General features: G+C 64.8%; 22 protein-coding genes. 12 read left to right on the forward strand and 10 right to left on the reverse strand.

What is annotated here, in order from left to right:
* Positions 1 to 40: 40 nt before the first annotated feature.
* From FKZ61_RS17090 to FKZ61_RS17110, 5 genes are all read right to left on the reverse strand, one after another.
* Positions 41 to 886 (reverse strand): carbohydrate ABC transporter permease, encoded by an 846-nt coding sequence (locus FKZ61_RS17090; protein WP_141611344.1) that lies wholly within the window; start codon positions 884 to 886, stop codon positions 41 to 43.
* Positions 883 to 1,824, reverse strand: coding sequence for a carbohydrate ABC transporter permease (locus tag FKZ61_RS17095; protein WP_141611345.1), 942 nt, complete (start codon positions 1,822 to 1,824; stop codon positions 883 to 885). Before FKZ61_RS17095 ends, FKZ61_RS17090 begins: the two co-directional genes overlap by 4 nt.
* A 364-nt stretch (positions 1,825 to 2,188) precedes the next feature.
* Positions 2,189 to 3,550: an ABC transporter substrate-binding protein gene (locus FKZ61_RS17100; protein ID WP_170199882.1), complete on the reverse strand. Its 1,362-nt coding sequence runs from the start codon at positions 3,548 to 3,550 to the stop codon at positions 2,189 to 2,191.
* 378 nt (positions 3,551 to 3,928) lie between these two features.
* Positions 3,929 to 4,288, reverse strand: a complete 360-nt coding sequence (locus FKZ61_RS17105) for a DUF5615 family PIN-like protein (protein ID WP_141611347.1) — start codon at positions 4,286 to 4,288, stop codon at positions 3,929 to 3,931.
* A complete protein-coding gene (locus tag FKZ61_RS17110) occupies positions 4,281 to 4,706 on the reverse strand; it encodes a DUF433 domain-containing protein (RefSeq protein WP_211358609.1) in 426 nt (141 codons plus the stop codon). Before FKZ61_RS17110 ends, FKZ61_RS17105 begins: the two co-directional genes overlap by 8 nt.
* Positions 4,707 to 4,943: 237 nt before the next feature.
* Here FKZ61_RS17110 and FKZ61_RS17115 point away from each other — a divergent pair, with 237 nt between their 5' ends.
* From FKZ61_RS17115 to FKZ61_RS17135, 5 genes are all read left to right on the forward strand, one after another.
* Positions 4,944 to 6,107 carry a M20 family metallopeptidase gene (locus tag FKZ61_RS17115; protein ID WP_141611348.1) on the forward strand — a complete coding sequence of 388 codons (1,164 nt, stop codon included), beginning with the start codon at positions 4,944 to 4,946 and terminating at the stop codon, positions 6,105 to 6,107.
* A 119-nt stretch (positions 6,108 to 6,226) separates the two neighbouring features.
* Positions 6,227 to 7,225, forward strand: a complete 999-nt coding sequence (gene araD1, locus FKZ61_RS17120) for an AraD1 family protein (RefSeq protein ID WP_141611349.1) — start codon at positions 6,227 to 6,229, stop codon at positions 7,223 to 7,225.
* Between the two features lie 117 nt (positions 7,226 to 7,342).
* Entirely contained in the window at positions 7,343 to 8,314 is a 972-nt protein-coding gene (ltnD, locus tag FKZ61_RS17125; protein WP_141611350.1) for an L-threonate dehydrogenase, read from the forward strand.
* Entirely contained in the window at positions 8,311 to 8,697 is a 387-nt protein-coding gene (locus FKZ61_RS17130) for a RidA family protein (protein WP_141611351.1), read from the forward strand. The genes ltnD and FKZ61_RS17130 overlap by 4 nt, the downstream gene beginning before the upstream one ends.
* 229 nt (positions 8,698 to 8,926) lie before the next feature.
* Entirely contained in the window at positions 8,927 to 9,715 is a 789-nt protein-coding gene (locus FKZ61_RS17135; protein WP_141611352.1) for an SDR family NAD(P)-dependent oxidoreductase, read from the forward strand.
* Positions 9,716 to 9,849: 134 nt separating this feature from the next.
* On the opposite strand, the gene FKZ61_RS17140 is transcribed toward FKZ61_RS17135, so the two are convergent.
* Positions 9,850 to 11,562: a PQQ-like beta-propeller repeat protein gene (locus tag FKZ61_RS17140; RefSeq protein WP_141611353.1), complete on the reverse strand. Its 1,713-nt coding sequence runs from the start codon at positions 11,560 to 11,562 to the stop codon at positions 9,850 to 9,852.
* Positions 11,563 to 11,780: 218 nt separating this feature from the next.
* Here FKZ61_RS17140 and FKZ61_RS17145 point away from each other — a divergent pair, with 218 nt between their 5' ends.
* From FKZ61_RS17145 to FKZ61_RS17165, 5 genes are all read left to right on the forward strand, one after another.
* Positions 11,781 to 12,788: a LacI family DNA-binding transcriptional regulator gene (locus FKZ61_RS17145; protein WP_141611354.1), complete on the forward strand. Its 1,008-nt coding sequence runs from the start codon at positions 11,781 to 11,783 to the stop codon at positions 12,786 to 12,788.
* A gap of 164 nt (positions 12,789 to 12,952) precedes the next feature.
* Positions 12,953 to 14,284 (forward strand): ABC transporter substrate-binding protein, encoded by a 1,332-nt coding sequence (locus tag FKZ61_RS17150; RefSeq protein WP_141611355.1) that lies wholly within the window; start codon positions 12,953 to 12,955, stop codon positions 14,282 to 14,284.
* A 104-nt stretch (positions 14,285 to 14,388) separates the two neighbouring features.
* Positions 14,389 to 15,393: a carbohydrate ABC transporter permease gene (locus FKZ61_RS17155; protein ID WP_229964299.1), complete on the forward strand. Its 1,005-nt coding sequence runs from the start codon at positions 14,389 to 14,391 to the stop codon at positions 15,391 to 15,393.
* 99 nt (positions 15,394 to 15,492) lie between these two features.
* A complete protein-coding gene (locus tag FKZ61_RS17160; RefSeq protein WP_141611356.1) occupies positions 15,493 to 16,365 on the forward strand; it encodes a carbohydrate ABC transporter permease in 873 nt (290 codons plus the stop codon).
* Between the two features lie 109 nt (positions 16,366 to 16,474).
* Positions 16,475 to 17,446, forward strand: coding sequence for a glycoside hydrolase family 130 protein (locus FKZ61_RS17165; RefSeq protein WP_141611357.1), 972 nt, complete (start codon positions 16,475 to 16,477; stop codon positions 17,444 to 17,446).
* Positions 17,447 to 17,522: 76 nt separating this feature from the next.
* On the opposite strand, the gene FKZ61_RS17170 is transcribed toward FKZ61_RS17165, so the two are convergent.
* On the reverse strand, positions 17,523 to 19,016 hold the full coding sequence (locus FKZ61_RS17170; RefSeq protein ID WP_141611358.1) for a sulfatase-like hydrolase/transferase: 1,494 nt from the start codon (positions 19,014 to 19,016) through the stop codon (positions 17,523 to 17,525).
* A gap of 176 nt (positions 19,017 to 19,192) precedes the next feature.
* Here FKZ61_RS17170 and FKZ61_RS17175 point away from each other — a divergent pair, with 176 nt between their 5' ends.
* Both FKZ61_RS17175 and FKZ61_RS17180 read left to right on the forward strand, forming a co-directional pair.
* Positions 19,193 to 19,528: a nucleotidyltransferase domain-containing protein gene (locus tag FKZ61_RS17175; protein ID WP_170199884.1), complete on the forward strand. Its 336-nt coding sequence runs from the start codon at positions 19,193 to 19,195 to the stop codon at positions 19,526 to 19,528.
* Positions 19,506 to 19,919, forward strand: a complete 414-nt coding sequence (locus FKZ61_RS17180) for a HEPN domain-containing protein (RefSeq protein ID WP_141611360.1) — start codon at positions 19,506 to 19,508, stop codon at positions 19,917 to 19,919. Before FKZ61_RS17175 ends, FKZ61_RS17180 begins: the two co-directional genes overlap by 23 nt.
* Here the strand turns inward: FKZ61_RS17180 and FKZ61_RS17185 are convergent.
* The 3 genes from FKZ61_RS17185 to FKZ61_RS17195 form a co-directional block, all read right to left on the reverse strand.
* Complete coding sequence (locus tag FKZ61_RS17185; RefSeq protein WP_170199886.1) at positions 19,916 to 20,611, reverse strand: PIG-L deacetylase family protein; 696 nt, start codon at positions 20,609 to 20,611, stop codon at positions 19,916 to 19,918. The genes FKZ61_RS17180 and FKZ61_RS17185 overlap by 4 nt on opposite strands.
* A gap of 245 nt (positions 20,612 to 20,856) precedes the next feature.
* Entirely contained in the window at positions 20,857 to 21,534 is a 678-nt protein-coding gene (locus FKZ61_RS17190; protein ID WP_141611362.1) for a response regulator, read from the reverse strand.
* The gene (locus FKZ61_RS17195) at positions 21,534 to 22,082 is read right to left on the reverse strand and encodes a cupin domain-containing protein (protein WP_141611363.1); all 549 of its coding nucleotides are present in this window, start codon (positions 22,080 to 22,082) and stop codon (positions 21,534 to 21,536) included. The genes FKZ61_RS17190 and FKZ61_RS17195 overlap by 1 nt, the downstream gene beginning before the upstream one ends.

Raw genomic sequence — 22,082 nt, forward strand, 5'->3', positions numbered from 1 at the left:
GATATGTCCCTTTTTACCGTAGAGCCATCATCACGCCCAGTTACCCCTTGACTGCGCCCGCTGCCAGGCCGCCCACCACGTAGCGCTGGGCCAGGATGTAGAGAATGACCACCGGCGCCATGGCAATCAGGGAGCCCGCCATCATCGGCCCCACCATGTAGTAGTCCGAGCGGTAAAAGTTGCTCAGCCCCACGGAGATCATCCGCCTGCTTTCATCCTGGGCCAGGACCAGGGCGAAGATGAACTCGTTCCAGACGCCGTTGAAGACGAAGATCGCGGCGGTGACCAGGCCGGGGACCGAGAGCGGGAGCACAATGTGCCAGAGGGTGCCCAGGCGTGTACAGCCATCGATCATGGCCGCCTCTTCCATCTCCGCCGAGATTCCCCGCAGGTAGCCCATCAACAGCCAGGTACAGAAGGGCACGGCAAAGCTCATGTTGGCAATGATCAGGCCCAGGTAGGTATCCTTCAGCCGCAGGTTGACGATGATCAGGTACATGGGGATGAGCATGAGGGAGCCGGGGATCAGGTAGACGAAGAGCACCCCCCGGGCCAGCCAACCCCGCCCCGGGAAGCGCAGGCGGGTCATGGCATAGGCCGCCAGGGTGGAAAAGACCACCACGATGGCCGTGGTACTCAAGGCCACAATCAGGGTGTTGCGCAGGTAGAGGGGAATCCGAAACGAGTAGATGACGGCCCGGAAATTTTCCAGGGTGGGCTCCCGGGGAATCCAAGTCAACTCCGAGTAGATCTCCCGTTCCACCTTGAACGCGGTGGTGGCCATGAAGTAGAGGGGAAAGAGGATCATCCCCAGCAGCAGGGCGATGACCACAAAGGCGATGACTCGAAACACCCCTTCGGGAATGCGGTCCAATAGCGCAGTCATTGTTGCGTCGCCTCCCGGTCCATGTAGCTGGCCACGCCCAGGACCAGCATGGCGATGACGGGTAACATGAGGATGGGCACGGCCGCACCCTCACCCAGCCGAAACTGCACCAGGGCCAGATGGTAGGTCAGCAGTGGGAAGACCTCGGTGGCGTTGCTGGGTCCGCCTCCGGTGAAGAGGAGTGGGATCTCCAGGGTGTTCATGGTCCAGATGGTGGAGAGCAGGATGACCACGCCCATCACCTGGCGCAGGCCCGGCAGGGTAACGTGGATGAAACGCCCCAGGCGTCCGGCCCCATCCACCTTGGCCGCGTCGTAGAGCTCGGCGGAGATGGTCTGCATCCCGGCCAGAAAGGTCAACGCGTAGAAGGGGTAGCCCTTCCAGACCAGCACAAAGATCAGCAGGGCGATGGCCGACCAGGGCCGGGCCAGGAACGGGATGTTGGATTCGATCAGCCCCCAACTGGTCAGGATCTGGTTCAACACCCCGGTCTGCCCGTCGAAGATCCAGCGCCAGACCAGGACGATGATGTAGGTGGGCAGGATCCAGGGCAGCATGAAGACGCCCCGCAGGATGTTACGGCCGCGGAAATCCTGGTTGAGGGCCGTGGCCAGGATCAGCCCCACCACGGTCTTGAGAAAGACGGCCGCAATGGTGAAGGCGACCGTCCGCGCCACCATCTGGCCAAACTCCGGCCAGCCCAGGATGAAGCGATAGTTGGCCAGCCCCACCCATTCGCCCGGCCCCCGCCCAATCATGCGATCGGTGAAGCTGATGCGGATGGCCTCGACAAATGGATAGCCCACCATGCCGATCACCACCAGCAGGGCCGGCGCAACCAGCAGCCAACCCAGGCGTGCCTCCTGGGTGTAGACGGAAGTCTGTTTCCGGGCCGTAGCGCCCGATGGCAGCGGCCTTGGCAAAGATTGTTCAGCCATGGGGATCCCCCTCGTACACGCTGTTTTGAAAACTCCTGGGCCTGGTGAAATCGGGCGGCTCTCAGCCGCCCCTACGGCAAATCGGCGTCCTCTCCCGTAGGCGCAGCCCGCAGCTGCGCTTCGTCGCCTTTCCTTCACCCGCCCGGGGCTGGCGGAATCGGGCGGGCACGGAGGCCCGCCCCTACGGGACAGGGTCGCCCCTTCATCTGCCTGGGGTCAATTACGGTAGGGGTGAATAATTATTCACCCCTACGTCCCGGCCTGCGCAACCGTTGCCGTGCCTTCACCCGCCCTTACGGCCAATCGGCGTCCTTTCGGGCCTGGCGAAGTCGGGCGGGCACAGAGGCCCGCCCGGCGGGACGAATTAGAAGTACCGACGGAACACGTCTTTGGAGAACTGGTCCGCTTCCAGGATCGCCTCTTCCGGCGTCCACCCATCCAGCAGCACCCGCACCGTCATGGTGCCGATGGGGTCGTTGGGCCCCAGCAGGTCGGCCATGGCCGCGTTGTCGTAGGGGGCCGGGTAGCCGCCGTAGACGCCCAACTGGGCCGCCAGGTTGAACTGGGCCCGCTTGCCCGTCCACATGGGCAGGTCGTCGTACTCGTGCAGTACATTGGCCACGAAGCCGGCCTCCAGCCAGGGCGCATAGATCTCCTTGTCGTAGAGGGCGCGGATGAGATCGAGGGTGGTCGCCTCGTCCCGGACATCCTTGGTCATCACCACCGTGTAGCGCAGCCCGGCGTTGGTGGTGTCCCGCACATCCTTGGGCTTGGGCGCCAGGCCGGTGACCTCGGCCAGCTCCGGCTTGTTCTGGGTCGCCCAGACGTAGATGGAGGCGGCGTTGATCACCAGGATGGCCTGATCTTCCTGGTAAGCCTTGTTGTTGGAGGACCAGTCCCAGGAGGCAGCGTCATCCGGGAAGAGGCCCATGTCCCACGCTTCCTTGGCAAAGTTGAGGGCTTTGGTGGCCTCTTCCATGTGTTGCTCGGCCAGGATGATGTTCTGGCCGGTCTCGTCCCAGAGATCTGCCCCCATGTTGCGGAAGAGGTCGTGGCACCAACCATCGTGCTGTTGCTTGACCACGCCGAAGCCCCAGCCCACCATCTTCTTGCCCTGCTCTTCGGTGAACTGCTGGGCCTGCAGGCAAAGATCCCGGGTCTCTTGCCAGGTCCACTGGCCTTCAGGCACCTGAATGCCCGCTTCTTCGAAGATGTCCTGGCGGTACTGGACCATGGGGGTGTCGATGGAGTAGGGCAGGAAGTGGACCTCACCCTCGCGGGTGACGTATTCGGTGAGCTTGGGCAGCCATCCCCCGTGGGCCTCGCCAATCTCGGCAAAGAGGTCGGTCAGTTCCCGGGTGCCGCCGGCATCCATCATCAGGAGGGCCGGCCCCGAGCCCACGAACAGGGCATCGGGCAGGGTGCCCGCCTCCAGCGCGGGCATCACCTTGGTCTGCTGGTTGCCGTCGCTATCGCGCGAAATTTCGATGGTCACGTTGTTGGCTGCCGCCCACTCCCGCAGCTTCTGTTCCATGATCTCATCCGCCGGGGGCGCAAAGGTGTTCCACATCCAAAACTCCAGGGTTTTGGCCTGGGCCGGGGCCTGCTCGCCGGTGCCCGGGCTCTGGACCGTGGCCGGCGCACAGGCCGCCAGGGCCAGCGCGGTGCCGGCGCCGGTCCACTGCAAAAACGCACGCCGGGACAGTCTGCGGATCTGCTGTGACATGGGGTAGCCTCCTCTTGGTTCTTGGGTACGGTTTTTGATGACCTGCTGGCAAAGGTTTGGTGAATGCGGAAAGGATGGAAGCAAAGGACAGAAGCAGGAATCCAGCATCAACGATTCGGGCCGTACGGCTGTCTGGCCCGTGCACCAAGGGGGAGCAGCACGGCTCAGAAGCAGCTCGTGGGAAGCACGGTGGGGAACCCTGTCAGTTCCCCTGATGGTTGATGGGCAAAATCCTGTGGGACCACAACCATTATACCGATGGCCCGTGGCGGGTGTCAACACGGATGAAAACAGGGGAAAACAGGGGTCAGTCGCCGGAATGCCGTCGCCGGGCTCCTGGGTCAAACCCGGCTGGCGCAGACCCTGCGAGGCAGGCTGCTATGGCACCCGCCACTGGCCGAGCCAGCGCACCTGTCCGATCCACTCGTCGGCCTCCGTTTCCGACAGCATTCGATCCAGGGCAGCGATCAATTGGGAAAGATTCCACCGGCTCTGAGCCGCCAGCACGATGCCCCGGTGGTATGGGTAACGCTGGGCCAGCTCCAGGTAGTCGCGAATATTGAAGGTGAAAATCACACGTCCCTGCGCGGTGGCGCCGAGCAGTTGGGCCTCGTCACTGGCATCTAACGGCATCCATGGGGTCGGTGTCCGGGTGACGTCATGTCCTCGCTGCAACAGCGCCTGCTGCAACGCCTTGATGGCGGCATCAGCGTCTAGATGCAAACGTGGTTTAGGCATCCTGATCCGCCAGCGCGTTTTCAGCGGCAATGTTCAAGTCGATCTCCTGGCGATGGGCTGTGTAGAAGGCCAGGGCCTCCTGCACCAGATCGACCCTTAGATCATATTCCGCCGCGATCTGTTCCGGCGTCCACCCCCAATGATACGCCGCAATGACAATCGTCTGCACCCGAATGCCGCTGCCATGCAGGACCGGCTGGGGTTGGCCGCTGGCTCCGCGTCGATAGGTGATGTGGGGAAACCGCAGATCGTCAAGCTGCTGGTTGAGCGCCCCTATCTTTTCGGAAACCGCCCACAGGATAAATTGGTTGAGAGAAACTCCCTGGCGGGCGGCCCAGGCTTCAGCTTCTTGTTTCAACTGTACGGGCAAATTCAGAGGGTAGCGAGCCACCCAATGCCTCCTTCCCTGTATCGTCATGATCCTCTAGATGTGCTATCCGCAAACATGTTATGAGAAGTCGTATACGATGTCAAATATGATGTCTAATCTTAGTGAGGATGGCTACTATCGGCGTTCATCTGCGTGGGGCATCTGGGGCGGTGCCGGTCTTTGGCAAAGTGGGCCTGCTCCTATAAGATTAAGGTATCTGCGGATCGTATCCGGGTTGCTTGACACTTTTGACCCCCGCCATTTACCACAAGGAGACCTGACCCCATGATCCCTGCCCCTGCCCTCGCGGCATGGCTCAGCCGCCTGGTCCAGATCCCCAGCGTCACGCCGGTGCAGGCCGGCCCCAAAGCCCTGGCCCACGGCCCCGCCGGCGAGGCCCGCCTGGCCGAACGTCTGGCCGAATGGTTCCAGCAGTTCGGCGGCCAGGTCACCGTGGAAGAGGTCCAGCCCGGCCGGCCCAGCGTCTACGCCCTCTGGAGCGGACGCACCGACCGCTGGGCTGCCCTGGATGTCCACACCGACACAGTCGGCGTGGAGCAGATGGACGACGACCCCTTCAGCGGCGCGATTCGGGACGGCCGGGTCTGGGGGCGGGGCGCCGTGGACACCAAGGCCTCCCTGGCCATTGCCCTGGCCCTGCTGGAGGAGATGGACCGGCGGGGCATACAGCCGGAGCCCAACCTCCTCATCGGCGCCACGGTGGATGAGGAGTTCGGCGCCACCGGCGCGCCCGCCTTTGCCGCCTGGATCCAGCGACAGGGCCTGGTGATCCACCAGCTCATGGTGGCCGAGCCCACCGGCTGCGTGCCGGTCCACGGCCACAAGGGCGTGGCCCGCTTCGAGCTCACCGTCCACGGCGAGGCTGCCCACACCTCCCAACCCGAGCGGGGCAAAAACGCCGTGGTCGCGGCTGCCCGCATCGTCCTGGCCTACCAGGCGGAGCACGAACGCCTGCAGACTTTGCCTCCCACGGCCCTGGGACGGGCCAACCTCACCGTGGCCCAGATCCAGGGCGGCACGGGCATCAACGTGGTACCCGATCGCTGTCGCCTGGGCGTGGATCGACGAGTCCTGGATGGAGAGTCCCCATCTCACCTCATAGACGAGCTCTACGCCCTGGCCCAGTCTGCCACTCCCCTGCCCGTGGAAATTCAGCGGCTGCGGGAGATGGACGCCTTCCTCCAGCCTCCCGATGCGCCCTGGATTCGGCAACTGGCCGCCTGGTCCGGCCACCAACCCGCGGTGGCGCCCTACGGTACCAACGCCTGGGCCTACAAGGATCTGCCCGGAGAAACGGTGGTTATGGGACCCGGCTCCATCGACCAGGCCCACGCTGCTCAGGAGTGGGTCGCCATCGACCAGCTGGAGAAGATGGCCGGGATCTATGCCCGCTGGTGGGGGCTGGCGGAGGACGGAGCCGCCGCCTGATGGACACAGATTTTTCGATCTGGTCCATCAGGCGGTTGCTACAGTGGGGTCAGCGATTTCAATGAGCGATTCCAAGAGGAGAATTCTTGTTCCATTCCCAGCCACGAGGAGCAGAGCCCATGCGACTGGTTCAATTTGTGGATGCCCAGGGGGGGCGCCGGGTGGCCCGGGTGGGCGACGATGGCCGTACCCTACACCCGTTGCGAGAGGTAGCATACTTGCGGGACCTGGCCCTGGAGGCCCACCGGGCCGGCGTGCGCCTGGCCACCCTGGTTCAGGCGCGGCAGGAGGACGCCCCCGAAGACTACGATCGGGTCATCGCTGAGAAGCGCCTGCTGCCCCCCCTGGATCATCCCGACCCCGCCCACTGCATCCTGTCGGGTACGGGCCTGGATCATCTGGGCAGCGCCCAGGCCCGGGATGCCATGCACGCCAAATTGAGCGGCGATCAGGAGCTGACCGACTCCATGAAGATGTTCAAGCTGGGGTTGGAAGGGGGGAAGCCCGGCCCGGGCGAGATCGGCGTCCAGCCCGAGTGGTTCTACAAAGGGGACGGCAGCTGGCTGGTCCCGCCCGAACAGCCCCTGGAGCTGCCCGCCTTTGCCCTGGACGGCGGCGAGGAGCCCGAGCTGGTGGGCCTCTACGTCATCGGTGACGATGGACAGGTGTTGCGGGTGGGCTTTGCCCTGGGCAACGAGTTTTCTGACCATGTCCTGGAGAAGCAGAACTACCTCTACCTGGCCCACTCCAAGCTGCGCAACTCTTCCTTCGGGCCGGAGGTGTTGCTGGGCGAACCGCCCGCCGACATCCAGGGAACCGTCCGCATCCTGCGGGAGGGTCAGGAGCTTTGGTCTGCGCCCTTTTTAACCGGCGAGGCCAACATGACCCACTCCATCGCCAACATCGAACACCACCATTTCAAGTACCGGGCCTTCCGCCGTCCGGGCGATGTCCACTGCCACTACTTTGGCACCGCCACCCTGAGCTTTGCTGCTGGCGTCCAGGCCCGGCCGGGGGATGTGTTTGAGATCGCCGCGCCCGACTTCGGCCGGCCCCTGCGCAACCCCCTGGCCGCGGCAGCAGAGCCGGACCGCCTGGTGGAGGTCCATACCCTTTGAACGCAGGTCGCAGGCAGCCCCGTAGGGGCGGGCCCCCGTGCCCGCCCGCTGTTCCCAGGCCCAGGTGGGCGAAGGGACGGCGATCGACATCAGACTCTACCAACCAGGAGGAAGCGCATGACCAAGGGGACCGAAATCACCGTCGGCTTTGTGGGCCTGGGCGCCATGGGCCTGGGCATGGCCTGTTCCCTGCTGCGGGCCGGCTTCACCGTCCAGGGCTACGACATCAACCCCGACGCGGTGCGCCGCTTTCAGGAGGCCGGCGGCCGCGGGGTGGAAAGCGTGGCAGACGCCGCCCGGGGTGCCCCGCTGTTCATCGTCATGGTGGTCAACGCCGAACAGGCGGAAGACGTCCTCTTCGGGACGGGACAGGCCGCCAGCCATCTGCCGCCGGGCGCGGTGGTGCTTCTCTGCAGCACCGTGCAGCCGACCTTCGCCCGCCAGACGGCCCAGCGCCTGGCCGCCATGGGCCTGGAGATGCTGGACGCACCCGTGAGCGGCGGCACCGCCCGGGCCGCAGAGGGCCGGCTCAGCATCATGGCCTCGGGACCGTCGTCCGCGTTTGAAAAGGCCGCCCCTGTGCTGGACGCGCTGGCCGAGCACGTCTACCGCATGGGTGACGAGCCGGGCCAGGGCTCCACCATGAAGCTGGTGAACCAGATCCTGGCCGGCGTCCACATCGCCGCAGCCGCGGAGGCCATGGCCTTTGGCGCGCGGGCCGGTATCGATCCCCACCAGATTTACCAGGTCATCTGCAACAGCGCCGGCGCGTCCTTCATGTTCCAGAATCGCATGCCCCATGTCCTGGCCGACGACTACACGCCCCACAGCGCGGTGGACATCTGGGTGAAGGACCTGGACCTGGTGCTGGCGGCGGGCAAAGAGACCCGCTCGCCCCTCTTCCTTTCAGCCGTGGCGCACCAGCTCTTCATGATGGCGGCGGCAGCCGGCTTCGGCCGCCTGGACGACGCCGCGGTGATCAAGGTCTTCGAGAAGATCGGCGACTTTCGGGTCCTGGATGCTGCCCGCTCCGCCTCGACGGAGTCTGAAACCCCAACCCACACAGAAAAATCGACAGGAGCAGCATGATGCGAAAACCCATCTTCAGCGAAAAGGGCGCGAAGCCCAAAGGACCCTACACCCCGGCCATCGTGGCCCAGGGGCCCATGGTCTATGTCTCGGCCCAGGGCCCCTTCGACCCGGAGACAGGAGAGATCCGGGCCCGGGACTTCCGGGAGCAGGCCCGGCAGGTCTTCGACAACGTCACCGTCCTGCTGGAGGCAGCCGGCACCTCCTGGGCCCATGCCGTCAAGGTCACCGTCTACCTGGCCGATTTCAAGGACTTTGCCGTCATGAACGAGGTCTACAGCCAGTATGTGACGGAGCCGTACCCGGCCCGCACCACCGTCCATTCCAAGATCGGCCAGTCTGACATCGCGGTGGACTGCATCGCCCTGGTGCCGGAAGAATGATTGACTCCCCTGCAAAAAGGGCATGTTTGAACGCAAAGACGCAAAGGCGCAAAGAAGCGCAGGGGAGAATCACCCGAATCAGCGTTCATCTGCGTGGGTCAGCGTCCTCATTTGGCCTTTGTGCAGTAGAGCCATGATTCGAAATCCTCCGATGCCGACCCAGGCTGAATCTGACCATATCTGTGTCATCCGTGGATAGAAAAAGGGCAATGAAAGCCGGAGGGATGAGATGAAATTGGAAAATCGCGTGGCCATTGTGACCGGCGGCGGCTCGGGCATCGGCCGGGCGACGGCCGAGCTGTTGGCCGCGGAGGGCGCCCGGGTGGTCGCGGCCGACCTGCATGAGGCCCGAGCCCGAGAGACCGCCGACGGGATCACGGCCCAGGGCGGTACGGCCCTGGGCGTCCAGGTGGATGTCTCCCAGGCCGCGGCGGTGGACCTGATGGTGACCCGAGCGCTGGACACCTTTGGCCAGGTGGACATCCTGGTGAACAACGCGGCCATCGCCGAAGGGGACGATATCCTGACCATCGACGAAGCCACCTGGGACCGCAACCTGAACGTGGTCCTGAAGAGCGTCTACCTCTGCTCCCGGGCGGTGCTGCCCCACATGATCCGGCAGCGCCAGGGAGCCATCGTCAACATTGCCTCGGTCAACGGGCTGACGGGCCTGGGCGAGGAGGCCTACAGCGCGGCCAAAGCCGGCGTCATCAACCTGACCCAGAACATGGCGGTAAAGTACGGCCAGCACAACGTCCGGGCCAACGTCATCTGCCCCGGCACCATCCACACCCCCATCTGGCAGTCTCGCCTGGACCGGGATCCCCAGATCCTGGAGCGGCTGGCCGCCTGGTATCCCCTGGGCCGGGTGGGCCGGCCGGAGGACGTGGCCAAGGCGGTACTCTTCCTGGCCTCCGACGACGCGGCCTGGATCACCGGCGCGGTGCTCAACGTGGACGGCGGGTTGATGGCCGGCAACTATCGCATGGCCCGGGCGCTGGAAGGCGAGGCTGGGTAACCCTCACCCAACCCCTTCCCTCCCGAGGGAGAAGCCGTTGGCGCGTCGTGGCGGTTGGTGGGCCATCGGCGGCCGTGGCGAATGTGGCTGCTACCCCCGCGCCCAGGGACGCCCCTGGGGCGCGGGGGTGTTTTCTACCGGTAATGGGGCGTGTCCTTCAGGTGATACTCCAGCAGATGTCCCCGCGCGCCCACGTAGAAGACCCCGGGCCGCCCCTCCACAATCTGGTACAGGTCGGGGATGGGTGGCGGATCCAGGTAGACGATGCGGTCGGTGCTCACATCCAGCTTGAAGAGATCCCGCTGGGTGACGCCGTAGATGTCCCCATCGCTGCCGGCCGTCAGGTGGATGATGCCATAGGTCTCGGGCACGCCCATGAGGGGCGTGCCCCGGCTGCGTAGCTGCCAGTGCCGCACCACCTGCCGCTCCTCCCGGTCGAAGGCGAAGAGGTGGCCGGTGTCGGTACTGCCGTAGACCAGGCCGGTAGCCGGGCTCACCGCCAGGGAGGTGACAGCGATGGCCTCCGAAATCGGGATGCACTCGAAGACGCGCCGTTCCGCCGCCGGGTCAAAGAGGAAGAGCTTGCCCTGGGTGGTGGGGTCGATGCATCCCCGGCCGCCGCTGATGCTGGTGCCGCCGTAGACGAAGCGGTCGTCGGCGGCCACACTCTGGACGCTCTGGGCTTCGTCCCGGAAGACATGGAGGGCATCGGTGGCCGGGTCATAGCGTCCCAGGCCGCCGCCGGTGACGCCGTAGTCGGCCCGGCAGGCGATGTAGATGCGGTCATCCGGCCCCACCGCGTACTCGAAGGGCCGGTTCATCTGCTGGCCGAGCTGGCCGATGAGGCGCGGATTGGCGTCGGGTGCCTGCCCCTGCACCTCCGGCCGGGGGTTCCAGGGGCGGGTCGGGTCATAGACGGCCCAGTAGGCGCCTGTGTAGCTGCCCATGTAGAGCCGGTTGCCGTGGGCGATGACGTCATAGATCTCGCCGTTGCCGAAGCCCACCCGGCCCAGGTCTTCCAGCCGGCGGCTGTTTGGATCGAAGCGGAAGAGGTGCATGGAGATGATGGTGCTGCCGTAGATGCAGCCGTCCGGCCCCTTGTTCAGCCCTACGATGTCGGTGGCGACCGACGGCTCGTACTGGAAGGTGCGGGTGACGCCGTCCACTGTGTAGGCGCGGCGGTAGAGATTCGCCTGGATCTCCCGGTGGACGCCGGTGGAGGTGGGCACCAGGGATGGCAGCTCCTCCAGCACCTGGCGCTGGCCGGTGGCCGGGTGAAAGGCGATGTGCTGGCCGGGCCGGGTGCGCACGATGGTACAGACGATGGCCCCTTCCTGGCTGACACCCTGGGGGCGGCACCAGATCTGCTGGCCGGGGACGATGGGCTCGGGCGCCTGACAGCCATGGTCCTGCCAGCTTTCGGTGACCGGGTCGAAGCTGACCAGATGGCCGTGGGGATGGGTGCCGATGTAGACCCGACCTTCCTCTCCCAGGATCGCGCCCACAAAGCGTTCGCCGCTCAAGGGGGGGAAGCCATGGGAGATCACCCGGCGCGTTTCCGGGTGCCACGACAACAGCAGGTTGCCCGGCTGGTTCAGGCCGTGGTAAGTCTGAATCCAGACCCGGCCATCAGCTGGATCCACCACCAGGGAAAATTCCCGGGCGCCGATGGGGTGCTGCTCCACCAGGGCGCCGCTGTCCGCGTCCACCGCGAAGAGGACGGCGCCCTCCTGCCCAAACTCACCCCCCCAGATCAGGTCCAGGCCCCGTACCGGGTCATGGGAAAGCCACGGCCCCCCCATCCAACCGCCGACCACCGGCCGGCCCAGGTCGTAATAGATGCCCATTTCCTCTGTTCCTCCTCTGTGTGTGTTGTCCTGTGGGATGCCGCTCCTACGGCAGCTTAAACGATACCCCTGACAAGTCGAATTTGACAAACAGGCTTCCTTTGAGGAATAATGAACGTAAGCGTTTACGTTGAATTTTCGTTCATCCAATCTTTGTTCATCTCTCTGTTTCCTGGCCCGTGAGCGAATCATCCTCTGAAAAAAAACAGGCAGCGACCATGAAGGAAATTGCCAGGGCGCTGGGCGTCTCGGTGGCTACCGTCTCCCGGGCCCTGAACGACCAGCCCGGGGTGGGCGCGGAAACCCGGCGGCGCATCCTGGAGATGAGCGAGAAGCTCAACTACGCCCCCCACGGCGCGGCCCGGGGCCTGGCCACCACCCAGACCCGCACCGCGGCCTTTTTGACCGTCCACCGGGCCCTGCCCCTGGATGCAGACTACTTCTACCAGCGCATCCTGCTGGGCGCCCAACAGGAGCTGACCCACCACGGCTATTACCTGATCGTGGCGGCCCTCTCGCCGGAGCAACTGGCCGATCTGCCCGGCCTGCCCCTGCTGCGGGAGCAACGGATCGACGGCGCCATCCTGGCCGGCCCCGAAATTCCTGCACGCCACATTCTGGCCCTGCGCGCCCAAAAGCTGCCTCTGGTGCTGGTGGACAACGCCCTGCCCCACACCCCCGTGGACTGCGTCCTCAGCGAGGACGAGGCCGGCGGGTACGCGGCCACGGCCCACTTGCTGGAGCACGGCCATCGGCAGGTGGCTGTATTGACCGGGCCCCTGGACTGGCCTTCCAACCGGGCCCGCTACCAGGGATATTGTCGGGCCATGGCCGAGAAGGGCCTGGCTCCGCTGGAGGTTCACGAGGCGGAGACCACCATCGACAGTGGCTACCGGGCCATGCAAACGGCGCTGGAGCGCCACCCCCATCTGACCGCTGTCTTCGCAGTCAACGACTCCATGGCCATCGGCGCCATGCGCGCCGCCCGGGAAGCAGGCCGGGTTGTGCCCCGGGATCTGGCCGTGGTGGGTTTCGACGACATCGAGTGGGCCACCCATGCGGACCCACCCCTGACCACGGTCAAGATTCCCAAGCGGCAGATGGGCGCGGTGGCCGCACGGCGTCTGGTGACATTGATGGAACAACCGGAAGAAGTGCCCATCCGCAGCATGGTGGCCACCCAGCTGATCGTGCGGGCCTCCTGCGGCTGCCCAGGCGCATCGTAGGCCTCTGCCCACCCCTGGCCCATGCATGGCCAGGGGCGACCTGTCTGTGCGCTTGACTTGGCGTGGTTGCAACAGAACGCCGCCGTACCCCTTTCGGTACGGCCACCCTGTCCAAATTCCATTTTCGTTTTCCTTTTCGTTCACAAGAACCAAGGAGAATCCCCATGAACATCCGAACCCTACGTTCCCTCATCTGGCTGGTGGCCGTGGCCCTGTTCCTGGCTGGCTGTCCGGCAGCGCCCGTGGCACCGGGAGGACAGGCTCCTGCCTCTTCTGCCGGCGAAGGCAAGGTCCAGATCAAGCTGGCCACCTGGGCCGGCGTGGACGAGGCCAACGAGCTCCAGGCCATCCTGGACGAGCTGAACGCTGCCTCTGAGACCTATGAGATCATCCAGGAGTCCAGCCCGGCCGAGTATTGGACCAAGCTCCAGACCACCGTGGCGGCCGGTACCGCGGCCGACCTCATGTGGATGGACCAGGAGCACCTGCCCGACTTTGCGGCCCGAGGTGCATTGCTGGACATCACCGACCGCCTGGAGAACGACGACCATCCGGCCGCGGACCTGACCGACTACTTCCCCGCCGCGCTGGAGCGCTACACCTACCAGGGGAAGCACTACGGCCTGCCCTGGATCGCCATGCCGGTGATGCTCTACGTCAACCTGGACCACCTGGAGGCCGCCGGCTACAGCGAGGATCAGGTCAACGATTGGACCTGGGCCGACTTTGCCGAAGCCTGTGTGGCCATGACCCTGGACAGCAACGGCAACCACCCGGGCGACAGCGACTTCGACCGCACCGAGGTGCAACAGTACGGTTTCAGCATCGTGCCGGGCTGGCCGCCCCTGCAGATGTGGATCTGGCAGGCCGGCGGTGAAGTCATCAGCGAGGACCTCACCCAGTCGCCCATCGATACGCCCGAGGCGCTCCAGGGCGCCCAGTACGTGGCCGACCTGGTGGCGTCCGGCTGCACGCCGGAGCAGTCGGTGATCAGCGAGCGGGGTTTCGGCGAGATGATGAAGGCCGGCACCGTCTCCATGTTCATGGGCGGCGCGGCGGACGACTTCGAGCGCACCGAGGGCAAGCGCATCAAGGCCTTCCTGCTGCCCCAGGGGCCCGTCAGCCGGGACACCTGGGCCTGGATCGGCGGCATGAGCATCAACGCCAACACCGCCAACCCGGACGTGGCCTATGAGGCCTTCATGGACCTGACCGAGGCCATCCACCACTGGAAGGTCCCGGCCCCGCGCCGCTCCCTGGCCACCCGGGAGGGTATCGTGGCCGCCACGCCCTACAAGGAGATCTCGGCCGATAACATCATCGCCAACATGGAGCACATGCGGGCGCCCCGCATCTTCCCCGGCTACGCCCAGTGGGCCACCGTCTTTGGCGAGCGCTACGTAGATCCCCTGGTGCGGGGCAACGCTACGCCGGAGGAACTGGCGGGTGAGGTGCGGCCGCTGCTGGAGGAGATCCTGGCCGAGGCCGGGCAGTAACGGTCCGCCCGGCGTCAGCTGGGTGGTGCATCGGACAAGGAGCAGTTGACGGCGAAGGGGGCAGACTGGTCCCACGGGTCTGTCCCCTTCCCAGGAGCATATCCATGATGCCTGAACTCTTTTCCCAGGCCTACCTGCCCACCCTGTTGCGCTACCTGTTCATCGCGGTGGGGATCGGCGTCACCATGCTGGTGCTCTACCAGGTGTTGACCCGGCTGGGGGTGCGCGCGGAGGCAGCCACCGGATACACCCTGATCACGCCCTGGCTGTTGGGCTTCCTGATCTGGACCGCGTTTCCCATCCTGGCCTCCCTCTACCTGAGCTTCACCGAGTACAACGTCCTGCAGCCGCCCCAATGGGTGGGGTTGGAAAACTATGGCCGCATCTTCAGCCGGGACATCGACTTCTGGCCAGCGCTGCGCATTACGGTGCTCTATGCATTCCTGAGCGTGCCCCTGGGCGTGGCCGGCTCGCTGCTGGTGGCCATCCTGCTCAGCACCAACATTCGGGGGCTGGGCATCTACCGGACCATCTACTACCTGCCCTCCATCGTGCCGGCGGTGGCCACGGCGCTGCTCTGGCGCTGGCTCTTCAACCCGGACGCGGGGCTGTTGAACAACTTCCTGCGCCCGCTGTTGCGGCCGTTCAACCTGCCGCCGCCCAACTGGTTTGGCGACGAGCGCTTTGTGTTGCCCGCCTTCATCATCATCAGCCTGTGGGGCATCGCGGGGGCCAACATGGTGATCTTTCTGGGCGCGCTGAAAAACGTGCCTCGCCACCTGCTGGAGGTGGCGGAGATCGACGGGGCCAACGCCTGGCAGCGCTTCTGGGCGGTAACCCTCCCCCTGATCACGCCGGTGATCTTCCTCCAGCTGGTCATGGGCATCATCGGCGCGCTCCAGATCTTCACCGTGGCGGCCTTCATCCGCTATACCCCGGCTGCGGGTAAGTTCATGAACATCCTGATCTACCAGGCGGGCTTCCAGCAGTTCCGCATGGGCTACGCCAGCGCGCTGGCCTGGATCCTCTTCGCCATCATCCTGGGCCTGACCCTGCTGATCTTCCGCTCGTCTGAGGCGTGGGTCTACTATGAGACGACGAGAAAGTAGGGATTGGGTAATTCGGTGAGTGGGCTGTCAATCCCGGCAAAGTCAATTCTGGCAAAGTGAGGTGTTTGTATGGCGCAGATGACGCAGGCAGGTCAGGCAATGTCCCAGAGAGGGGTGGCGTGGCGGGAGAGCCGCCGGCGTCGGACGCTGGTGGGGCAGGTGGTGGCGTACACGGTGGTGACCCTGGGCGCAGTGGTGCTCATGATTCCCTTCGCCTGGATGCTTTCCAGTTCCCTGAAGCCCCTGGACCAGGTCTTCGCCGACCCGCCCCAGTGGATCCCCAACCCGATCCAGTGGCACAACTACGTGGACGCCTGGACCGCGCTGCCCTTTACCCAGTTTTTGTTCAATACCCTTTTTATTACCCTGTTGGGCATGGCGGCCAGCATCTTCACCTCCGCGCTGGTGGCCTATGGCTTTGCCCGCTACCGTTTTCCCGGTCGGGACCTGCTCTTCATCGTCTTACTCTCCACCATGATGTTGCCCTACGTGGTGACCCTGATCCCGGCCTTCCTCATCTGGCGTACCTTGGGCCTGATCAACACCTATGATCCCCTGGTGATCGGCTCCCTGTTTGGGGGTGGGCCCTTCTTCATCTTCCTGATGCGCCAGTTCATGCTCTCGGTCCCCCTGGAGATGGAAGAGGCGGCCCGCATCGACGGCGCCAACACCTTCCAGATCTTCACCCGCATCATGTTGCCCCTGGTGCGGCCTGCCCTGTTGGCCGTGGGCATCTTCAGCTTTCAGGGTTTCTGGAACGACTTTTTGGGTCCGTTGATCTACCTCAACGACCTGCCCAAATACACCATGACCCTGGGCATGTTCTTCTTCGTGGGTGGGACCAGCGAAGCCCCCAAGTGGCACTGGCTGATGGCCATGTCCACCCTCATCGCGCTGCCCATCCTGGTGATCTTCTTCCTGGCCCAACGCCAGTTCATCGAAGGAGTCATGCTCACGGGCCTCAAAGGATAAAAAAATCAAAGCTCATCTCCCAAATGTGTGCGAACCTGTTTGGTCCGGCGAAACCGGGTGGGTAGCGCACATTTGTGGTAGATGAGCCAAAATCAAAAGGAGCGATTCCATGAGCTTTCGCCTGCAGCGGCACCCCCAGAGCCCGGTGATGATCCCGGATCCGACCTCCACCTGGGAGTGCTACAACGTCTTCAACCCGTCGGTCATCTACCACAACGGCCTGTTCCACATGCATTACCGGGCCCAGGGGCTAGATTGGGTGAGCCGCATCGGCTATGCCGTCAGCGTGGATGGCGTGCACTGGAACCGCCTGCGGGAACCGGTCCTGGCACCTTCAGATGGGACCGACTCCCGGGGCATCGAGGATCCCCGAGTGGTGGCCCTGGATGATGCCTTCTACATGACCTACACTGCCTACGGCCGGGAATTTTTGGGCCAGGGAGAACCCACCCACCTGGGGGGCGGCATCCTGCCCATGATCGCCCGCAGCGAAAATCTGATCACCTGGGAGCGCATCGGCCCCATGGTGGTGGGGGAGGACAACAAGGACCATGTGCTCTTCCCCCGCAAGATCGGGGGGCGCTATGCGGCCTTCCACCGGCGCTGGCCCCACGTCTGGCTGGCCTACTCCGAGGATCTGCGCACCTGGCCGGAAGAATGGATGGCGCCCATCTACGGCCCCCGGCCGGACAACTGGTGGGATGCCACCAGCGTGGGCAGCAACGGCGTGCCCATCGAGACCGAGCACGGCTGGCTCTGCCTCAATCACGGCTACACCACCCAGGTGCATGACAGCGCCAACAGCCTGGGCCAGGGCAGCACCGTGACCCGGGTCTACCGGCTGGGCGTCATCCTGCTGGATCTGGAAGATCCCACCCGGGTCATCAACCGGCCCAAGGAGCCCATCTTCTGGCCCGAGGAGCTGTGGGAGCTGCGGGGGGATGTGCCCAACGTGGTCTTCAGCAACGCCAATCCCGTGGTCGATGGCACCGTGTACGTCTACTACGGCGGCGCCGATCACGTGATCGGCCTGGCCACCTGCAGCCTGGACGAGCTGGTGGATTACGCGCGATTTGGGTGAGTGAGTCGTAAATCCCGGCAGAAATTCGGCGATCGTATCCACCGGGGGGAGTGCCGCCGAATTTCTGCCGTGGGATTTACGCCAGACCGTAGTAGTGCTTTGGGTCGGGTAGGGGCACCGGCCTGGCGTCCTCGGTGGAGATGCTCCAGTCCGCCAGACGCAGGCGTAGCTCTGCCAGCACATCCCGGTGCTGGGGTTCGTCCACCACGTTGACCAGCTCCCACGGGTCGTTGGCCAGGTCGTAGAGCTCGTCCCGATCCCCCATGGGGTCGTGGACGTACTTCCAGCGACGGGTGCGCACCATCTTGCGGCGGCCCTCCGCCTCCCGCCACTGCAGGGAGGCGATGAGGGTGCGGCGTCCCCAGGGCCGGGGAAAGCGTTCCAGGTCGGCCATGCGGAAGGGCGGGCCGCCGGCGCCATATTCGGCAAAGGCGGCGTCCCGGGGAGGCGCGTCGGTGACTGTGGGCAGGGGAGCTCCCTGTACGGTGGGGGGCACGTCCAGCCCCTGCAGGGTCAGCAGGGTGGGCAGCACATCCACCAGGTTGACCAGGCTGTCGTCCCGGCGGCCGGCCGGAATCTGGCCCGGCCAGGAGATCAGGAGGGGGACCCGGGTGAGGCAGTCGTAGAAGACGCCGCCCTTGCACTGCATGGCGTGCTCGCCCATGAAGTCGCCGTGGTCGGAGCAGAAGACCACGATGGTCTTCTCCCGAAGTCCCAGGGCTTCCAGCGCGTCCAGGATCTGCCCCACGGCGTCGTCGATGAAGCGCACCATGCCGTAGTAGACGGCCATCAGCCCGTAGAGGTCCTCCAGCCGATCCTGCCGGACGCCCAGCATCTGGTACAGCACCCGGTTCCGCTCGGGCGCGCGGGGATCATCGAACTCATCGTCCCGCCAGGGAGGCAACTGGATCTGGTGGGGCGGGAAGAGGGCCGCGTACTGTTCCGGCGCCACCCAGGGCTCGTGGGGATCGGGGAAGGAGACCCAGAGCGCGAAGGGGTCGGCCCGATGCTGTTCCAGAAAGCGCACCGTTTGCCCCGCGATCAGGCCCGTCCCATAGTCTTCCAGGGGAAAGTTCGAGGTCCCGTAGGCGAAGCGTGGGTTTTGGGGGACCAGGGTACGGCGGAGCTCGTGGGCGGCGCGGATGCCCTCCAGGGGGCGAAACCAGGCCATTCCCCGGGTGGTGGGGTTGGCCGGCAGGCCGCCGTGGGAGATCTCGCACCAGGTATCGAAAAGGGCCAGATCGTCGGGCTCGGCGAAGCAGTGGTTTTTGCCGATGAGCCCCACGTGGTAGCCGGCCTCCTTCCACAGGCGGGGGCCGTGCACCGCGCCCCCGGGCATCAGCGTCTCGTTGCGCCGGCCTCCGTGGCTGTGGGGATATTGGCCGGTCCAGAAAGAGATGCGGGCCGGCACGCAGAGCGGATGGGGGGTGAAGGCATGCTCGTAGCGCACACCCTCTTCGGCCAGCCGTTGCAAGTTGGGCGTGGTGCAGAAAGGGTTCCCGTACAGGTGGCTGGCCGTTGCCTTCATCTGGTCGACCATGATGACCAGCACATTGGGGCGATCGTTCATTCTTCCTCCTGAGTAGGGCGTGTACCGGATTTCGGGGGTAGGTGATCTGCTTGACTTCCAGGTTACCGGAATTATACTGGTGGGTGGGTACGCATGTGGGTTATCAGGCCAGATTCACGTCCGGTTTTACATGAAGTTGAATAGACCGGCAAGTGTCTGGATATAAGGAGGCAGTGGTGGAGACAAGACAGCTCCAGAATCTGCTCGATGAAATCGTGCGCCGCATCCTTGCCATCAGCGAGCCAGAACAAATCATCCTCTTCGGCTCTTATGCCCGAGGAAACCCGAGCCCAGACAGTGATCTGGATCTGTTGGTCATTGGGCGAGGGATCGATGCCCCCCGCCAGGAAAGTATTCGGCTGCGTCAGGCCTTGCGGGGGTTGCCAGTTCCCATCGATGTCATTGTAGCCTCTCGGGAACAAATCCGCCGTCATCAAAAGTCGCCGGGCCTGATCTATGGGCCCATTCTGCGCGAAGGAAGGATTCTGTATGACCGGCCGACCGCCTCCTGATTCGCCAAATGCTTGGCTAGAGCGGTCTCATTCGGACCTGGTATTAGGGCGGGCTGCCCTGGAAATATCAGGCGTGCTGCTTGAAGACGCCTGTTTCCATGCCCAGCAATGTGCAGAAAAAGCGCTCAAGGCCCTCTTGATTCAACGGGGAATCGTCTTTCCACGTACCCACGTATTGGAATATTTGCTGGACCTGCTAAAGAAAGATGGAGCGACGATTCCGCCTGCTGTAGACGCTGCAATTCAGCTCACCCAATATGCTGTAGAGACTCGATATCCTGGCGTGTGGGAGCCGGTCACTGAGGAAGAGGCACGTGCGGCGTTGGATACCGCCGCACTTGTCTTCAATTGGGTGATTCAGCAGCTACAGGATGATCTGAATCCAGACTAAAATTTGAACCGCTTGAACGCTTCGGCGTACTCGCAGCCGGCCTCTTCCCCGGTCTTGCGGCTGCGTTCCTTGATGCGTTCGGCCAGTTTCTCCCGGTCGGTGCCCACCTGGCTCACGTGGCAGGCCAGGGCCTCGATGCGCTTGTCGATGGTCTCGCTGATGTCCTCGTAGTAGTCCGGCTGGTCTGTCCAGAAGAGATACGCCTCCTTCACCCGCCACGGCTCCTCGTCCCCATCCAGCTGCTCGGCAAAGATGTGCCATTCCCGGGCCGACCAGAGCGCGTCCAGCGCGGCCTGGCCTGCGGCCCGGTGGTCGGGGTGGAGCTGGTAGTGACGCCAGGGGTCGATGGCCATCAAAATGTGGGGCTTGTGACGACGGATGATGGCCGCGAGTTGGTGGCGCAGGGTGAGGGTGTTCTCCAGCAGGCCGTCGGGGTAGCGCAGGAAGAGCACCTCCTTGACCCCCAGCACTGCAGCCGCAGCCCGCTGCTCGGCTTCCCGCCGGGTGGCCAGCTGGCCCGGCCGAATGTTGGGATCCCGGCTCCCCTTGTCCCCGCTGGTCAAGAGGACGTAGGTGATCTCCTTGCCCGCCGCAGCCCACTTGGCGATGGTGCCCCCACAGCCGAATTCTGGATCGTCCGGGTGCGCGGCGATGAGCATGACCCGATCCAGGGATTCTGTCTGTTCGCTCATGGAATCCATCTCTCCCGATCTGTTTGAGGTGGTTTGGTTATGTCTGTGGCAAGTTCATGTCAGGACGATGGAACGGCCTGGAGCCAGGTCGGTGCCTGGAATGGTTGGGGAGCTGACCGGATGGAGAGGCCCGACAGCAACGCCGTCCCTGATTAGGGTAACACCGAATGGCACGGGACACAAAACCAGGGCACCCCGTCCGTGTGCAGAGCGACCCGCGCGGCCGTCGCGAGCACCTTGCTGGATTACCCCAACCCCGCGTCCCGCGCCCGCAGGGCCGCCTGGGCCCGGTCCACCACCTGGAGCTTGTTGAGGATGTTGGAGACGTGGTTGCGCACGGTCTTGACGCTGATGGTCAGGGCTGCGGCGATCTCCGCGTTGGTCTTGCCCGCCGCGATCAGGGCCAGCACCTCCCGTTCCCGTTCGGTCAGCTCGGCCAGGGCCGCGTCATCTACCGCTGTGACCGGGGCCGCAGCCGCCGGGCGACCGGTGGCGAAAAAGCCCATCATGCGCGCGGCGATGCCCGGGCTGAAGATGGCCTCGCCGTTGCCCACGGCGCGGATAGCCCGCAGCATCTCGTCGCGGCGGGCGCCCTTGAGCACATAGCCCCGCGCGCCGGCCCGCATGGCCGCAAAGACCGACTCGTCGTCCTCGAACATGGTCACCATCAGGACGTTGATCTGGGGATTGGCGGCCAGGATCTGGCGCGTGGCCTGGATGCCGTCCATGTCTGGCATCTGCAGGTCCATGAGGACGACCTGGGGCCGGAGCTGGGCGGCCAGGGCGATGGCCTCCCGGCCGCTGGCCGCTTCGCCCACCACCTGGGTGTCCGGTGCGGAGAGGAGCAGCGCCTTCAGGCCGTCGCGGAAGAGGGGATGGTCGTCGGCGATCAGAACGCGGAGGGTGGCTGCAGGTTGGTCCATCACCATGCTCCCTTGCCGGTGCGATCATAAGTGGGGCGGTAGCCCAGCAGCCGGCCCATGGGCGCCAGGATGGCGAAGAGGACGCGCTGGACCGGATAGGGCGGGCTGCAGGCGCGGAACTCGTCGGCGTACGCCCGCAGGATTACCGCCAACTGCAAGAGGTTGGGGACCCCGCCGGCGTTGGTCTTGCCGTCCGCCTGCAAGCCCCACATGGTTTCGAGAAAGGCCTGGGTGCGCATGGCCGGGCGCACCTGCCACAACAGGCGACCTTCCCCGTCGCCGATGTTGTGCATCCAGTGGGGCGTGTTGGCCGGCACGGTGAAGCTCTCGCCGCTTTCGTAAACCCGCTCCACGCCGTTGATGCTGGCCCGAAAACGGCCCTGCAACACCTGAAACCGCTCCTCCTGGTAGGGATGGTAGTGGGCTGGCGGCTGCGGGGAATGGGCCGGATAATGGGCTTCCATCTCCAGCAGGTCGCCGGCGGTGTCGGCGCCGTCCCGCAGGATGGTGAGACGGCTGCTGGCTGGTGCGGTTGGTTCCTGGGTCAT

Source organism: Litorilinea aerophila (assembly GCF_006569185.2).
Classification (GTDB): Bacteria; Chloroflexota; Anaerolineae; order Caldilineales; family Caldilineaceae; genus Litorilinea; species Litorilinea aerophila.

Bases quoted from the DNA above. Each gene is read 5' to 3' on its own strand.
- FKZ61_RS17170 (WP_141611358.1), bottom strand. From the start codon at position 19,016: ATGAACGATCGCCCCAATGTGCTGGTCATCATGGTCGACCAGATGAAG.
- araD1 (WP_141611349.1), top strand. From the start codon at position 6,227: ATGCGACTGGTTCAATTTGTGGATGCCCAGGGGGGGCGCCGGGTGGCC.
- FKZ61_RS17095 (WP_141611345.1), bottom strand. From the start codon at position 1,824: ATGGCTGAACAATCTTTGCCAAGGCCGCTGCCATCGGGCGCTACGGCC.
- FKZ61_RS17090 (WP_141611344.1), bottom strand. From the start codon at position 886: ATGACTGCGCTATTGGACCGCATTCCCGAAGGGGTGTTTCGAGTCATC.
- FKZ61_RS17130 (WP_141611351.1), top strand. From the start codon at position 8,311: ATGATGCGAAAACCCATCTTCAGCGAAAAGGGCGCGAAGCCCAAAGGA.
- FKZ61_RS17155 (WP_229964299.1), top strand. From the start codon at position 14,389: ATGATGCCTGAACTCTTTTCCCAGGCCTACCTGCCCACCCTGTTGCGC.
- FKZ61_RS17105 (WP_141611347.1), bottom strand. From the start codon at position 4,288: ATGCCTAAACCACGTTTGCATCTAGACGCTGATGCCGCCATCAAGGCG.
- FKZ61_RS17180 (WP_141611360.1), top strand. From the start codon at position 19,506: ATGACCGGCCGACCGCCTCCTGATTCGCCAAATGCTTGGCTAGAGCGG.
- FKZ61_RS17185 (WP_170199886.1), bottom strand. From the start codon at position 20,611: ATGAGCGAACAGACAGAATCCCTGGATCGGGTCATGCTCATCGCCGCG.
- FKZ61_RS17115 (WP_141611348.1), top strand. From the start codon at position 4,944: ATGATCCCTGCCCCTGCCCTCGCGGCATGGCTCAGCCGCCTGGTCCAG.
- FKZ61_RS17140 (WP_141611353.1), bottom strand. From the start codon at position 11,562: ATGGGCATCTATTACGACCTGGGCCGGCCGGTGGTCGGCGGTTGGATG.
- FKZ61_RS17135 (WP_141611352.1), top strand. From the start codon at position 8,927: ATGAAATTGGAAAATCGCGTGGCCATTGTGACCGGCGGCGGCTCGGGC.
- ltnD (WP_141611350.1), top strand. From the start codon at position 7,343: ATGACCAAGGGGACCGAAATCACCGTCGGCTTTGTGGGCCTGGGCGCC.
- FKZ61_RS17150 (WP_141611355.1), top strand. From the start codon at position 12,953: ATGAACATCCGAACCCTACGTTCCCTCATCTGGCTGGTGGCCGTGGCC.
- FKZ61_RS17100 (WP_170199882.1), bottom strand. From the start codon at position 3,550: ATGTCACAGCAGATCCGCAGACTGTCCCGGCGTGCGTTTTTGCAGTGG.
- FKZ61_RS17160 (WP_141611356.1), top strand. From the start codon at position 15,493: ATGTCCCAGAGAGGGGTGGCGTGGCGGGAGAGCCGCCGGCGTCGGACG.
- FKZ61_RS17145 (WP_141611354.1), top strand. From the start codon at position 11,781: ATGAAGGAAATTGCCAGGGCGCTGGGCGTCTCGGTGGCTACCGTCTCC.
- FKZ61_RS17195 (WP_141611363.1), bottom strand. From the start codon at position 22,082: ATGACCCAGGAACCAACCGCACCAGCCAGCAGCCGTCTCACCATCCTG.
- FKZ61_RS17110 (WP_211358609.1), bottom strand. From the start codon at position 4,706: ATGACGATACAGGGAAGGAGGCATTGGGTGGCTCGCTACCCTCTGAAT.
- FKZ61_RS17190 (WP_141611362.1), bottom strand. From the start codon at position 21,534: ATGGACCAACCTGCAGCCACCCTCCGCGTTCTGATCGCCGACGACCAT.
- FKZ61_RS17165 (WP_141611357.1), top strand. From the start codon at position 16,475: ATGAGCTTTCGCCTGCAGCGGCACCCCCAGAGCCCGGTGATGATCCCG.